This window comes from Pseudomonas sp. RL_105y_Pfl2_101 (assembly GCF_963970585.1).
In the GTDB taxonomy this organism is placed as follows: Bacteria; Pseudomonadota; Gammaproteobacteria; order Pseudomonadales; family Pseudomonadaceae; genus Aquipseudomonas.
The window spans coordinates 21282-34189 of record NZ_CAXAPG010000031.1; the positions used below are offsets into that span (position 1 = coordinate 21282).

General features: G+C 61.5%; 12 protein-coding genes. 7 read left to right on the forward strand and 5 right to left on the reverse strand.

All coding sequences use genetic code 11. The features are described 5' to 3' along the window. Positions 1-50: 50 nt before the first annotated feature. From AACY31_RS23620 to aspA, 3 genes are all read right to left on the reverse strand, one after another. Positions 51-1055 (reverse strand): asparaginase, encoded by a 1005-nt coding sequence (locus tag AACY31_RS23620; RefSeq protein WP_339505145.1) that lies wholly within the window; start codon positions 1053-1055, stop codon positions 51-53. A gap of 135 nt (positions 1056-1190) precedes the next feature. Then, complete coding sequence (locus AACY31_RS23625) at positions 1191-2642, reverse strand: alanine/glycine:cation symporter family protein (RefSeq protein ID WP_339482443.1); 1452 nt, start codon at positions 2640-2642, stop codon at positions 1191-1193. A 488-nt stretch (positions 2643-3130) separates the two neighbouring features. Then, positions 3131-4555 carry an aspartate ammonia-lyase gene (gene aspA, locus AACY31_RS23630; protein WP_339482442.1) on the reverse strand — a complete coding sequence of 475 codons (1425 nt, stop codon included), beginning with the start codon at positions 4553-4555 and terminating at the stop codon, positions 3131-3133. A gap of 179 nt (positions 4556-4734) precedes the next feature. Between aspA and AACY31_RS23635 the strand changes: the two genes are divergently transcribed. The 5 genes from AACY31_RS23635 to AACY31_RS23655 all read left to right on the forward strand — a co-directional run bounded on the left by AACY31_RS23635 (position 4735) and on the right by AACY31_RS23655 (position 8548). Next, positions 4735-5652, forward strand: a complete 918-nt coding sequence (locus AACY31_RS23635; protein ID WP_339482441.1) for a LysR substrate-binding domain-containing protein — start codon at positions 4735-4737, stop codon at positions 5650-5652. 332 nt (positions 5653-5984) lie between these two features. Continuing rightward, complete coding sequence (gene purE / locus AACY31_RS23640) at positions 5985-6476, forward strand: 5-(carboxyamino)imidazole ribonucleotide mutase (protein WP_018604706.1); 492 nt, start codon at positions 5985-5987, stop codon at positions 6474-6476. 12 nt (positions 6477-6488) lie between these two features. After that, positions 6489-7574 (forward strand): 5-(carboxyamino)imidazole ribonucleotide synthase, encoded by a 1086-nt coding sequence (locus AACY31_RS23645; protein ID WP_339505146.1) that lies wholly within the window; start codon positions 6489-6491, stop codon positions 7572-7574. 102 nt (positions 7575-7676) lie between these two features. Continuing rightward, on the forward strand, positions 7677-7922 hold the full coding sequence (locus AACY31_RS23650; protein WP_339492534.1) for a GlsB/YeaQ/YmgE family stress response membrane protein: 246 nt from the start codon (positions 7677-7679) through the stop codon (positions 7920-7922). An 89-nt stretch (positions 7923-8011) separates the two neighbouring features. Beyond that, complete coding sequence (locus AACY31_RS23655; protein ID WP_339505147.1) at positions 8012-8548, forward strand: DUF3299 domain-containing protein; 537 nt, start codon at positions 8012-8014, stop codon at positions 8546-8548. A gap of 65 nt (positions 8549-8613) precedes the next feature. On the opposite strand, the gene AACY31_RS23660 is transcribed toward AACY31_RS23655, so the two are convergent. Together AACY31_RS23660 and AACY31_RS23665 are read right to left on the reverse strand one after the other, a co-directional pair. Further along, positions 8614-9513, reverse strand: coding sequence for a D-hexose-6-phosphate mutarotase (locus AACY31_RS23660; protein ID WP_339482433.1), 900 nt, complete (start codon positions 9511-9513; stop codon positions 8614-8616). 57 nt (positions 9514-9570) lie between these two features. Then, positions 9571-9975: an acyl-CoA thioesterase gene (locus tag AACY31_RS23665; RefSeq protein WP_003177184.1), complete on the reverse strand. Its 405-nt coding sequence runs from the start codon at positions 9973-9975 to the stop codon at positions 9571-9573. Between the two features lie 377 nt (positions 9976-10352). Here AACY31_RS23665 and AACY31_RS23670 point away from each other — a divergent pair, with 377 nt between their 5' ends. Next, complete coding sequence (locus AACY31_RS23670) at positions 10353-11651, forward strand: MFS transporter (RefSeq protein ID WP_339482432.1); 1299 nt, start codon at positions 10353-10355, stop codon at positions 11649-11651. A 189-nt stretch (positions 11652-11840) separates the two neighbouring features. Continuing rightward, positions 11841-12839 (forward strand): phosphate ABC transporter substrate-binding protein PstS, encoded by a 999-nt coding sequence (locus AACY31_RS23675; RefSeq protein ID WP_339482431.1) that lies wholly within the window; start codon positions 11841-11843, stop codon positions 12837-12839. The last annotated feature ends 69 nt before the right edge of the window (positions 12840-12908 follow it).

Consider the following 12908-nt stretch of genomic DNA (forward strand, 5'->3'; position numbering starts at 1 on the left):
CCAATGTGCGAGCCTGTGGGAGCAAAAACTCCCACAGGGTTTGTCGGGTGTCAGCTCAGCTCGCCACACAGGTCCAGCTCTACCAGCCGCCGAACTTCTTCCACCGGCAGCCCCGCGCCAATCAAGGCCTGCAGCTTGCCGAACGCGGCTTCGCGGGTCATGCCACCGCCAGACAACACCCCGACACCCCGCAAGCGGCTGCCAGCTTCATAGACATCCAGCTCGACGCCCCCTTCGTGGCATTGGGTCACCGCCACGACCACCACGCCGCTGTCCCGCGCCCGCTCGAGGCTGGCGAGGAAGGCCGGGTTATCGCTCGGCCCGGTGCCGCTGCCGTAACATTCCAGCACCAGGCCCTGGAGGCCGCTGCCCAGCAGGCCATCCAGGATCTCGGCGCTGATGCCGGGAAACAACGGCAGCGCCGCGATGTTCGCCAGTTGCTTGGGCTGGTTGTAATTCAACTGCGCCGGCAGGGAGGACACCTGGGTGCCGCCGCCCTGGCGTTCCAGGCGCTTGAACGGGTGGCGACCGAAGCTACGCACCTTCGCGCAACGGGTCGGCGCCAGCAGTTCACCGTGGAAGTACAGGTGCACGCCCGGCGCCAGGCCTTGGCCGAGGGCGACCAGCGCGCCGCTGAGGTTTTCCCAGGCGTCGCTGTCGGTCACGCCGGCGGGCAGCATGGAACCGGTGAAGCAGACCCGCGCATGCAAGCCCAGCAGTTGGAAACTCATCGCCGCGGCGCTGTAGGCCAGGGTGTCGGTGCCGTGCAGGATCAACACGCTGTCGCAGCCTTGCACGTCCACGGCATCAACCACCGCTTCGCGCAGTTGCTGCCAGTAAGCCGGGGTCATGTTGGCGCTGTCGATCAGCGGCGACATTTCCCGGAAGCGCCATTGCGGCACGACGAGTTCGGGTTGGCTGTGCAGGTAATCACGCATCCGCGCTTCGAAACCGGATGCCGGGGCCAGGCCGTGGGCGCTGGCCTGCATGCCGATGGTGCCGCCGGTATAGAGCACCATGACGTGCTGGGCGGCAGGGTAGGTCAAGCCATTCATGGGGTTGTTCTCCGAGGACGAAAACGGCAGCTTGGGTTAGCTGCCACAACATAAGGTCGAGCATGACGCCGACCTTAGGCTGTGTCACGCCGGGCGCAGGGGATGCGCCCGGTTCTTTCCAAACAGCTTTACCGATCAGCGTTGCGCTGCGGTCAGGCCAGCAACAGCGGCGTCAGGTTTGGCAACCGGTGCCGCTGGGTTGGCAGGCCAAGCCTTGCGGTCCAGATCCAGGTCCGGGAACTTGCTGGAGTCAAAGACAGGGGTCTTGATGCCAGCCGAACGTTGCTCATCGTAGTCACGCAGGATGCGCATGCCGACCTTGAACAGCAGGAACAGCGCGATCAGGTTCACGAACGCCAGCAGCGTCATGGTGATGTCGGCGAAGGCGAACACGGTGCCGAGGTTTTCGATGGCGCCCCAGAAAATCAGGACCAGGACCAGCGCACGGTAGGCGATCAGGGCCTTGCGGTTTTCACCCAGCATGAAGCGCAGGTTGTTCTCGCCCAGATAGTAGTTGTAGAGGATCGAGGTGAACACAAACAAGGACAGGGCCACGGAGATGAATATCCGTCCCCAGTCACCCACGACGGCCGCCAGGGCGTTCTGGGTCAGGGCAATGCCGTCGCCTTCGAAGCCTGGGGTGTAGAAGCCCGACAGCAGGATCAGCAGCGCGGTGCAGGTGCAGATCAGGAAGGTGTCCAGGAATACGCTGAACGCCTGTACTACGCCCTGGGCTACCGGGTGCTCGACCGACGCGACGGCGGCCACGTTAGGCGCGCTGCCCAGGCCGGCTTCGTTGGCGAACACGCCACGCTTGACGCCCATGACGATGGCGCTGCCGATCAGGCCGCCAAAGGCCTGGTCCAGACCGAAGGCGCTTCTGACGATGGTCGCCAGCATCTCCGGTACATGTTCGAACTGCAGCACGATCACGTAGAGGGTCACGCCGATGTACGCCAGGGTCTTGACCGGTACCAGCAGGTCGGCCACCTTGGCGATGCGCTTGATCCCGCCGATGAACACCAGGCCCAACAGTACCGCCAGGCCCAGGCCGGTGTAGGTGGTGTCGAAGCCGAAGGCGTTGTTCAGGGAATGGGTGACGGCGTGGGCTTGCAGGCCGTTGAAGGCGAAGCCGAAGGTGACCAGCAGCAGGACCGCCATGATCATGCCCAACCAGCGCTTTTGCAGGCCGTGCTGGATGTAATAGGACGGGCCGCCACGGAACTGGCCTTCGGAGTCGCAGCGCTTGTAGAGCTGGCCGAGGGAGCACTCGAAGAAGCTGCTGGACATGCCGACCAGAGCGGTCACCCACATCCAGAACACCGCACCAGGACCACCGAGGGTCACGGCGATGCCGACACCGGCGATGTTACCCGCGCCGACACGACCGGCCAGGCTGAGCATCAAGGCTTGGAAAGAACTGAGCTGGCCAGCACTGGCCTTCAGGCTGTCACGGAACACCGCGAACATATGAAAGAAGTGACGGAACTGGACGAAACGCGAGCGGATCGTGAAGTAGCTCCCGAGCCCGACGATGAGCGCAATCAGCACTTTCCCTGAGAGGAAGTCGTTGATGACTTCAAGCATGAGTATTCCTCGCTGTTTTTTGTTTAAGCAAATGCTGGCCATTTGGAAACATCGCGTTACATCGGTCGGCGCGCGGCCCAACAGTTGAGGCGATGTTTCGTCCCGGTCCATTTTCGCGGGTTTGTTATTAGTTCGGTTTTCGCATGTTTAAGGGGTCCGCTGCAGACGACCACTCATGCGAAGAGGGGCGGCACTATACCTATCAGTGCGGTGCCCGTCTGCACAGTTGTGGTGCGTCCGACGAAACGAACCCTTTGAAACACCTGGCCTTTTGGTCAGGTTATTGTGGGGGCGAGCCTGCTCGCGTTGACTGGCGACGCGGTTTACAACGGGCAGCGCGTCGTTGTTTATCACGAGCAGGTTCCTTCCCACAGGTTCAGTCATCCTTTGCTGCTATCAATTAAAAAAAGGGCTTGGGGAAGATCCCCAAGCCCTCAAAAGGTGAGAGGTGTCTAGTCCCTCGACCTGGTGAGCGGTGGTCGTGTCGATCACGCTTTGAGCGGGACCAGACGCGGAGCAATCATGTTTTCCGGGCGCAGGATGTCGTCGAGCATGGCGTCGTCGAGCAAGCCTTCTTCGCGCACCAGTTCCAGCACGCCGCGGCCACTTTCCAGGGCAACACGGGCGATGCGGGTGGCGTTTTCATAGCCGATGTACGGGTTCAGGGCGGTGACCAGGCCGATCGAGTGCTCGACCAGTTCGCGGCAGCGTGCTTCGTTGGCGGTGATGCCGACGATGCAGTGCTCGCGCAGCATGTCCATGGCCCGTTGCAGCAGGCGGATCGAGTCGAAGATCTTGAAGGCGATCAACGGCTCCATCACGTTCAGTTGCAATTGACCGCCTTCGGCCGCGATGGTCAGGGCCAGGTCGTTGCCGATGATCTGGAATGCCACCTGGTTGACCGCTTCCGGGATCACCGGGTTGACCTTGCCGGGCATGATCGAACTGCCTGGCTGGCGGGCCGGCAGGTTGATTTCGTTGATGCCGGTGCGTGGGCCGCTGGACAGCAGGCGCAGGTCGTTGCAGATCTTCGACAACTTGACCGCGGTACGCTTGAGCATGCCGGAGAACAGCACGAAGGCGCCCATGTCGGAAGTGGCTTCGATCAGGTCGGCGGCCGGAACCAGCGGCTGGCCGCTGATGGTCGCCAGGCGCTGCACGGCCAGGGCCTGGTAGCGCGGGTCGGCGTTGATGCCGGTGCCGATGGCGGTGCCGCCCAGGTTCACTTCGGTGAGCAGTTCAGGCGCCAGGGTTTTCAGGCGCGCCAAGTCTTCGCTCAGGGTGGTGGCGAAGGCGCGGAATTCCTGGCCGAGGGTCATCGGCACGGCGTCTTGCAACTGGGTGCGACCCATTTTCAGGACGTGGCTGAATGCTTCACCCTTGGCCGCGAACGCCTGGATCAGGCTGTCGAGGCTGGCCAGCAAGGCGTCGTGACCCAGCAGCAAACCCAGGCGGATCGCGGTTGGGTAGGCGTCGTTGGTGGACTGCGCCATGTTCACGTCGTTGTTGGGGTGCAGGTACTGGTACTCGCCTTTCTGGTGGCCCATGGCCTCCAGCGCGATGTTGGCGATGACTTCGTTGGCATTCATGTTGGTCGACGTGCCGGCGCCGCCCTGGATCATGTCCACCACGAATTCTTCGTGGAAATCGCCGCGGATCAATCGTGCACAGGCTTCACTGATGGCGGCGTGCTTGGCTTCGCTGAGCTGGCCCAGTTCGCGGTTGGCGTCAGCGGCGGCCTGTTTGACCATTGCCAGACCGACCACCAGCTTAGGGTAATGCGAGATCGGGACGCCGGAGAGACGGAAGTTGTTTACCGCTCGCAGGGTCTGGATGCCGTAATACGCTTGCGCTGGTACTTCGAGTACGCCAAGCAGGTCTTTTTCTGTGCGGAAGGATGCAGCGGAGGACATGATGGAAATCATCTCGATAAGAACCCGGTCTGAGCCGGAACGCTGCGAATCCTAGGCTCTCGAAAAAAATAGGGCCAATGCTGTTAAGCACTGGCCTATGCATATTCGGCATAATGTTGGCGTGACGTCGGCGGTGCGACGAACGTGTGACCTGTTTTGGTGCGTGTAAGGGAGACGTGATGAATCTTGAAAGCAAATGGCTTGAGGACTTCAGTGCCCTGGCCGCTACCCGCAGTTTCTCCCAGGCGGCCGAGCGGCGTTTTGTGACGCAACCGGCCTTCAGCCGGCGAATCCGCAGCCTCGAGGCGGCGCTGGGGCTGACCTTGGTCAACCGTTCACGCACACCCGTCGAACTGACGGCGGCGGGGCAGTTGTTCCTGGTGACGGCGCGCACGGTGGTCGAGCAACTGGGTGAAGTGTTGCGCCATTTGCATCACCTGGAAGGCGGGCAGGGCGAAGTCATACAAGTGGCCGCTGCTCACTCCCTGGCGCTGGGCTTTTTTCCGCGCTGGATCGCGCAACTGCGCAACGAAGGAATGAACATCGCCACGCGGCTGGTGGCCACCAACGTCGGCGACGCCGTCCACGCCTTGCGTGAAGGGGGGTGCGACCTGATGCTGGCCTTCTACGATCCGGATTCGGCGATGCAGATGGACCCGGAGATCTTCCCATCGCTGCACCTGGGGCAGACTGAAATGCTGCCGGTGTGCGCCGCCGATGCCAACGGCAACCCGCTGTTCGACCTTGAAGGTGAGGCCAGCGTGCCGCTGCTGGCCTACAGCGCCGGGGCCTTCCTCGGGCGTTCGGTCAACCAGTTGTTGCGCCAGCGGGCGCTGCGTTTTACCACGATCTACGAGACGGCCATGGCCGATAGCCTCAAAAGCATGGCCCTGGAAGGCCTGGGCATCGCCTGGGTGCCGCACCTGAGCGTACGCGCCGAACTGGCCCGGGGCGAACTGGTGATCTGCGGCGGCTCGCAATGGCACGTGCCATTGGAGATCCGCCTGTACCGCTGCGCCCTGGTGCGCAAGGCCAATGTGCGGTTGTTGTGGCGCAAGCTCGAAGGTGGTGTAGCGCAGGGTGCCAACGGATCTTGAAAACAACGCAGAACCCTTTGTGTGAGCGGGCTTGCTCGCGAAGGCGGTGTGCCAGTCGCCCTCATCTTGGCTGACCCACCGCCTTCGTGAGCAAGCCCGCTCCACAAGGGGTTGTGGTGATGGTTCGCTGACCTGAGAGTCAATAAAGCCGCCACTTCACCCCAAACGACAGATGGTCGGCGAAAGTGCGTTTAACGCACCATTTTCGGTATACTGCCCGGCCTTCGGTCGGTTCGCCCGGCCATAATTCGTACAACAAGCCACGCCGGTTTCCTGCGTGGCTTGTTGTTTTTTGACGCGCCTGCGGGCGCCCAGAGAGAAGAGGCACGACGATGAGTGCACTGGTTGGCGTGATCATGGGCTCCAAGTCCGATTGGTCCACCCTTAGCCACACCGCCGATATGCTGGAAAAGCTCGGCATCCCTTACGAGGTGAAAGTGGTCTCCGCCCACCGTACCCCGGACCTGCTGTTCCAGTACGCCGAAGAGGCCGAGGCGCGTGGCATCGAGGTCATCATCGCTGGTGCCGGTGGCGCCGCCCATTTGCCAGGCATGTGTGCGGCCAAGACCCACCTGCCGGTGCTGGGCGTGCCGGTCCAGTCTGCGATGCTCTCGGGCGTCGATTCGTTGCTGTCGATCGTGCAGATGCCGGCCGGCATCCCGGTCGCGACGCTGGCCATCGGCAAGGCTGGCGCGATCAACGCAGCCCTGCTGTCGGCGAGCATCCTGGGTGCCAAGCACCCACAGTTTCATACCGTGCTGAAAAAATTCCGCGCTGAGCAGACAGACAGCGTCCTGGACAATCCAGACCCACGCATTGCCTGAGGTTGTTGACGAATGAAGATCGGTGTAATCGGTGGCGGCCAGTTGGGTCGCATGTTGGCCCTGGCAGGTACACCGCTGGGGATGAACTTCGCTTTCCTGGACCCGGCGCCGGACGCCTGCGCCGCGGCACTGGGTGAACACCTGCGGGCCGACTACGGCGACCAGGATCACCTGCGCCAATTGGCCGATGAAGTCGACCTGGTGACCTTCGAGTTCGAAAGCGTCCCGGCCGAAACCGTGGCCTTCCTGTCCCAGTTCGTCCCGGTCTTCCCGAGCGCCGAAGCCTTGCGGATCGCCCGTGACCGCTGGTTCGAAAAGAACCTGTTCAAGGACCTGGGCATCCCCACGCCGGCCTTCGCCGACATTCAGTCCCAGGCCGACCTGGACGTCGCAGTCGCGGCCATCGGCCTGCCCGCCGTGCTCAAGACCCGCACCCTGGGTTATGACGGCAAGGGCCAGAAAGTCCTGCGCAAGCCTGAAGACGTGGTTGGCACGTTTGCCGAACTTGGCAGCGTGGCCTGCCTGCTGGAAGGCTTCGTGCCGTTCACCGGGGAAGTTTCGCTGATCGCCGTACGCGCCCGTGACGGTGAAATCCGCTTCTACCCGCTGGTGCACAACACCCACCAGGACGGCATCCTCAAGTTGTCCGTGGCCAGCACCGATCATCCATTGCAGGCCCTGGCCGAGGACTATTCGAGTCGGGTGCTCAAGCAGCTCGACTATGTCGGCGTGATGGCGTTCGAGTTCTTTGAAGTGGACGGCGGCCTCAAGGCCAACGAAATCGCACCTCGGGTACACAACTCCGGGCACTGGACCACCGAAGGCGCCGAGTGCAGCCAGTTCGAAAACCACCTGCGGGCGGTGGCTGGGCTGCCGCTGGGGTCGACCGCCAAGGTCGGTGAGAGCGCGATGCTCAACTTCATCGGCAAGGTCCCGGACAGCGAAAAAGTCCTGTCGATCGCTGACTGCCATTTGCATCACTATGGCAAGGCGTTCAAGGCTGGACGCAAGGTCGGTCACGCCAACCTGCGTTGCGCGGACCGGGCAACGCTGGCCCAGCAGATCATCAAGGTCGAGGCGCTGATCGCCGAGCAATAATCCGCAGCGTCGGTGGAACCATTCGTCGGCGAACCTCTCTCATGGCTAAGTGCCAAAGTCTGTCCAGGCTTTGGCATCGCCCTCCAACCAGAGGGCAATGCCATGGGAATCATCGGAACCATTTTTATCGGCTTGATCGTTGGCCTGCTGGCACGCTTCCTGAAACCGGGCGATGACAGCATGGGCTGGATCATGACCATCCTGCTCGGCATCGGCGGTTCGTTGGCAGCCACTTACGGCGGTCAGGCCCTGGGCATCTACCATGCCGGCCAAGGTGCTAGTTTCATCGGGGCCCTGGTGGGCGCGATCGTGTTACTGGTGATTTACGGCCTGATCAAAAGAAACTGATCCCATTGCATCAAGGCCCCCTCCGCGTGGCGAGCAGAGGGGGCTAGAATGCTCGGCGTTTCACTTTCCACTCATTGCCGAGCCCTTTCATGCGCCGTCTCTTGTTGACCCTTCTTCTGCTGGGCAGTGGCCTAGCCCATGCTGGCGAACTGCCGGAAACCGACTGGCTCGAACTGATGCCCAAGTCGGACCAGAAAGCCCTCGAGGCCATGCCCGAGATTGACCACGACTCCCCGGAAGCCAGCGGCACCTTCACCGAAAAAGGTGGCCTGAAGCAAAGCAAGGGCTTGCCGGCGGTGATGTATTCGACCAGGACCGTGGCGGCGATGAACGATAAGCGCATCCGCATCGGCGGTTATCCGGTGCCGCTGGAAACCGACGCCAAGGGCCGCAGCTCGCTGTTTTTCCTGGTGCCTTACCCCGGCGCCTGCATCCACGTTCCGCCACCGCCGCCTAATCAGTTGGTGCTGGTGCGCTATCGCAAGGGTCTGAAGCTGGACGACATCTATACACCGCTCTGGGTGACGGGCACGTTGAAAATCGAAAAGGTCGACAATGATCTGGCGAGTGCGGCGTATGCGCTGGAGGCGGAGAAGGCGCGCGTGGTGCAGGAGGCGGATTTGTAGGTCTGGTACGAGTCCACTGTTGGGAGCGAGCCTGCTCGCTCCCACATGGGGTTTTTCAGGGTGTGTTAGAGCGGCTTGCTGCAGAGGCTCACACCGAGGGTATGGCTGGCCTGCGGCAGTAACGTCACCACATCGTCCAGCACGTTCGCGGTCTCGATGCACAGCATGCGCTGCCAGCCGTCGTCGGCCATGTCGCTGAAGGTCTGGGCGCGTTCGGTCCAGGGGTTCCAGATCACCGCCGAGCGCGAACCGCTGCTGGTCAGCTCGATCCGTCGTTGCCAGTGCGGGTCAATAATGCTCAGCTTTGGCGGGGTATCGAGGTAGATGCGGTCGGTCTCGCCAGCAAAGTGCAGGTCGCCGGCCTGGGTGACGGTTTTCCAGCCATCCAGGGTCTCGATGTAGCTCAAGCCATCCACACCTTCGACCTGCACGTTACGTACGTCGCTCACGGCAAAGTAGCTGTGCAGCGCCTGGCTGAGGGCGACGGTTTCGCTGCCACGGTTATGGCTGGTGAGGCGGATGTGCAGTTGCTCGTCCATCACGATGGCCAGCGTCAGGTCGACCTGGTGAGGCCAGCCCGGGAGGCCGTTCTCGGAGTAGGGCAACACGAATTCCACCTTGAGGCTTTCGCCTTCGACTTCAATGCCCTTCAACGCCCAATCCATCGTCCGGACCAGGCCGTGGGCGGTGGCCGGGTCGTTGCTCACGCGCATGGCCTGGACGCTGTCGGGGTTGCGTGTCAGGTTGCCGAACCACGGCCAGCACACCGGCACGCCTGCGCGGATGCTCTTGCCGGCCTTGAACGTGGCCTGGTCGTTGAGCCAGATCAGCGGCGGCTGGCCGTCCACTTGATAACTGAGGATATGTGCGCCTTGTTGGGCCACCAGCAACTCGGCCTGACCGTGGCGGATGCGCCAAGCGTTCAGTTCATCCAGTTTGACGGCTTCGACGTTGGGCGTAGGCATGTTGCAAATCTCGCTCGGGAACAGGGACTGCAATGGACCGCAAAACGGTCGCCGTGTTTAACGGGCGCGCGGCGGAACCGAGCGGGTGCGACCGCTGCCGTCGATGGCGACGAAGACAAATACCGCCTCGGTCACCTTGCGCCATTCACTGGACAGCGGGTCGTCGCTCCAGACCTCGACCATCATCTGGATCGAGCTGCGGCCGATTTCCAGCGCCTGGGTATAGAACGACAACTGCGCACCCACCGCCACCGGCACCAGGAACGCCATGCGATCGATCGCCACGGTGGCCACGCGTCCGCCCGCCACTTTGCTGGCCATGGCGGTGCCGGCCAGGTCCATCTGGGACACCAGCCAGCCGCCGAAAATATCGCCGAAGCCGTTGGTCTCGCGAGGGAGCGCGGTGATTTGCAGGGCCAGGTCGCCTTGCGGGATTGGATCTTCTTGTTCGAGCTCTATCATGCCGGGGGTGCCTCTGACCCGTAACGCTGTCTTGTACTTCAGGTGAATAGCCGTCTTTGTAAAAAACGATTCAGCCCGAACATACTGCGTTCGTCACGTTTTTCGTAAAGGCGTGCCAAAGGGAAACTCTGCGAAACCGGCTGGTTTTGGTACTACGCCACCAACGACGTTTTCGCACAGCAACCCCTTACAGAGTACTGCAAGGTTGCGAGTATATCGGGCGATAGACGTCGAGACGACCACTCGGTTCTGATTTTGACTATCAAATACGCACCTCTATGTGCTTTTTCGAACAATTTGCTATCGTGCCGGACCTGCCCAGGCCCCCAACCCGTGTTGGCAGGGTTGCAGAACCCACTATAAGAGAAGCCCTTGCCATGACCACTGCGCCTTCGAGCACGGCGACGCCCGCACAATCCGCACGTCCATTGACCCGCAACGATTACAAGACGCTGTCGCTTTCTGCCCTGGGCGGTGCGCTGGAGTTCTACGATTTCATCATTTTCGTGTTCTTTGCCACCGTGGTCGGCAAATTGTTCTTCCCTGCCGAAATGCCCGAATGGCTGCGCTTGATGCAGACGTTCGGCATTTTTGCCGCCGGTTACCTGGCCCGGCCGCTGGGCGGGATCGTCATGGCCCACTTCGGCGATCTGCTGGGGCGCAAGAAGATGTTCACCCTGAGCATTTTCATGATGGCCGTGCCGACCCTGATCATGGGCCTGCTGCCCACTTATGCACAGATCGGCATGTGGGCGCCCATCCTGCTGTTGCTGATGCGCGTGATCCAGGGCGCGGCCATTGGCGGGGAAGTGCCGGGCGCCTGGGTATTCGTTTCCGAACACGTTCCGAGGCGCCATATTGGCTATGCCTGCGGCACGCTGACCTGCGGCCTGACGGCGGGGATTCTGTTGGGTTCGCTGGTCGCCACGGCCATCAATAGCCTATATACGTCGGTGGAAGTGGCCGATTACGCCTGGCGGATTCCGTTCCTGCTGGGTGGCGTGTTCGGGCTGTTTTCGGTGTACCTGCGCCGCTGGTTGCACGAAACCCCGGTGTTCGCCGAGCTGCAACTGCGCAAGGCCCTGGCCGAGGAAGTGCCGCTGCGGGCCGTGCTGCGTGATCATCGCGGCGCCATCGCCATTTCCATGCTGCTGACCTGGCTGCTGTCGGCCGGCGTCATTGTGGTCATCCTGATGACACCGACCGTGCTGCAGACGGTGTACCACTTCAGTCCGACCACCGCGTTGCAGGCCAACAGCCTGGCGATCGTGTTCCTGAGTTTCGGTTGCATCGGTGCAGGTGTGCTGGCCGACCGTTTTGGTGCTGGCCGGGTGTTTGTCTTCGGCAGTGGTTTGCTGTTGATCACCTTCTGGACCTTCTACCACTGCCTGTTCGACCACCCCGAATGGTTGTTCCCACTGTATGCCTTGAGTGGCTTGCTGGTAGGTACCATCGGCGCGGTACCTTATGTCATGGTCAATGCCTTCCCGGCCGTGGTGCGCTTCAGCGGCCTGTCGTTCTCCTACAACCTGGCCTATGCAATCTTCGGCGGGTTGACGCCGATGATCGTGACCCTGCTGTTGAAAGAGAGCTCGATGGGGCCGGCATATTACGTGGCGGCCATCTGCGGGATCGGGATTGTGGTGGGTGGGTATCTTTGGAAGAAGGGGCGCTAGGTCCGAATCGCTCACTGGCTGCACTGGCCTCATCGCGAGCAAGCTTGCTCGCGATGGAGAGCGCCACGAATCATCGTGTAGAACTCGATACTGGCCTTTCATCCAATTGTCATATTTCAGCCATAGAGTGTTCACACGGCTTACCGATACTTGGCCGACTTAACACACCCTATCTGCTAGGAGTAAGGCATGAAACTGAAGCGTTTGATGGCGGCAATGACGTTTGTCGCTGCTGGCGTTGCAACTGCCAATGCGGTTGCCGCTGTAGACCCTGCGATCCCGAGCTACACCAAGACCACCGGTGTGTCGGGCAACCTGTCCAGCGTCGGCTCCGATACCCTGGCCAACCTGATGACCTTGTGGGCCGAGAACTACAAGAAAGAATACCCGAACGTAAACATCCAGATTCAGGCCGCCGGCTCCTCCACCGCGCCACCGGCGCTCACCGAAGGCACCTCCAACCTGGGCCCGATGAGCCGCAAGATGAAGGATAACGAGCTGCAGGCTTTCGAAACCAAATACGGTTACAAGCCTACCGCCATCCCGGTTGCCGTGGACGCCCTGGCGGTATTCGTGCACAAGGACAACCCGATCCAGCACCTGACCATGGAACAGGTCGATGCGATCTTCTCGTCGACTCGTCTGTGCGGCGCTAAAGCCGACGTGAAAACCTGGGGCGACCTGGGTGTGACCGGCGACCTGGCCAACAAGCCGGTTCAGCTGTTCGGTCGTAACTCGGTATCCGGCACCTATGGCTACTTCAAGGAAGAAGCCCTGTGCAAAGGCGACTACAAGCCAAACGTCAACGAACAACCAGGCTCGGCTTCGGTCGTGCAGTCGATCAGCTCTTCGCTGAACGGCGTTGGTTACTCGGGCATCGGCTACAAGACCGCCAGCGTGAAGACCGTGGCCCTGGCCAAGAAAGGCAGCACTGAGTTCGTTGAAGACAGTGAAGAAAACGCCCTGAACGGCAAGTACCCGCTGTCGCGCTTCCTCTACGTTTACGTCAACAAAGCACCGAACAAACCTCTGGCCCCGCTGGAAGCCGAGTTCGTGAAGCTGGTCCTGTCCAAGCAAGGCCAGGAAGTCGTGGTCAAGGACGGTTACATTCCGCTGCCAGCCAAAGTCGCCGCCAAGGCACTGGCTGACCTGGGTCTGCAAGAAGGCGGCAGCGTCGCCAAGAAGTAATACCTGAGCCCAGGCTAACGCCCGGACTCCTGTGGGAGCGAAGGTTGCTCCCACAACCCCAATTCCTGT

Excerpts from the sequence above, each read along its gene's own strand:
- AACY31_RS23620 (WP_339505145.1), bottom strand. The coding sequence starts at position 1,055 with ATGAATGGCTTGACCTACCCTGCCGCCCAGCACGTCATGGTGCTCTAT.
- AACY31_RS23625 (WP_339482443.1), bottom strand. The coding sequence starts at position 2,642 with ATGCTTGAAGTCATCAACGACTTCCTCTCAGGGAAAGTGCTGATTGCG.
- aspA (WP_339482442.1), bottom strand. The coding sequence starts at position 4,555 with ATGTCCTCCGCTGCATCCTTCCGCACAGAAAAAGACCTGCTTGGCGTA.
- AACY31_RS23635 (WP_339482441.1), top strand. The coding sequence starts at position 4,735 with ATGAATCTTGAAAGCAAATGGCTTGAGGACTTCAGTGCCCTGGCCGCT.
- purE (WP_018604706.1), top strand. The coding sequence starts at position 5,985 with ATGAGTGCACTGGTTGGCGTGATCATGGGCTCCAAGTCCGATTGGTCC.
- AACY31_RS23645 (WP_339505146.1), top strand. The coding sequence starts at position 6,489 with ATGAAGATCGGTGTAATCGGTGGCGGCCAGTTGGGTCGCATGTTGGCC.
- AACY31_RS23650 (WP_339492534.1), top strand. The coding sequence starts at position 7,677 with ATGGGAATCATCGGAACCATTTTTATCGGCTTGATCGTTGGCCTGCTG.
- AACY31_RS23655 (WP_339505147.1), top strand. The coding sequence starts at position 8,012 with ATGCGCCGTCTCTTGTTGACCCTTCTTCTGCTGGGCAGTGGCCTAGCC.
- AACY31_RS23660 (WP_339482433.1), bottom strand. The coding sequence starts at position 9,513 with ATGCCTACGCCCAACGTCGAAGCCGTCAAACTGGATGAACTGAACGCT.
- AACY31_RS23665 (WP_003177184.1), bottom strand. The coding sequence starts at position 9,975 with ATGATAGAGCTCGAACAAGAAGATCCAATCCCGCAAGGCGACCTGGCC.
- AACY31_RS23670 (WP_339482432.1), top strand. The coding sequence starts at position 10,353 with ATGACCACTGCGCCTTCGAGCACGGCGACGCCCGCACAATCCGCACGT.
- AACY31_RS23675 (WP_339482431.1), top strand. The coding sequence starts at position 11,841 with ATGAAACTGAAGCGTTTGATGGCGGCAATGACGTTTGTCGCTGCTGGC.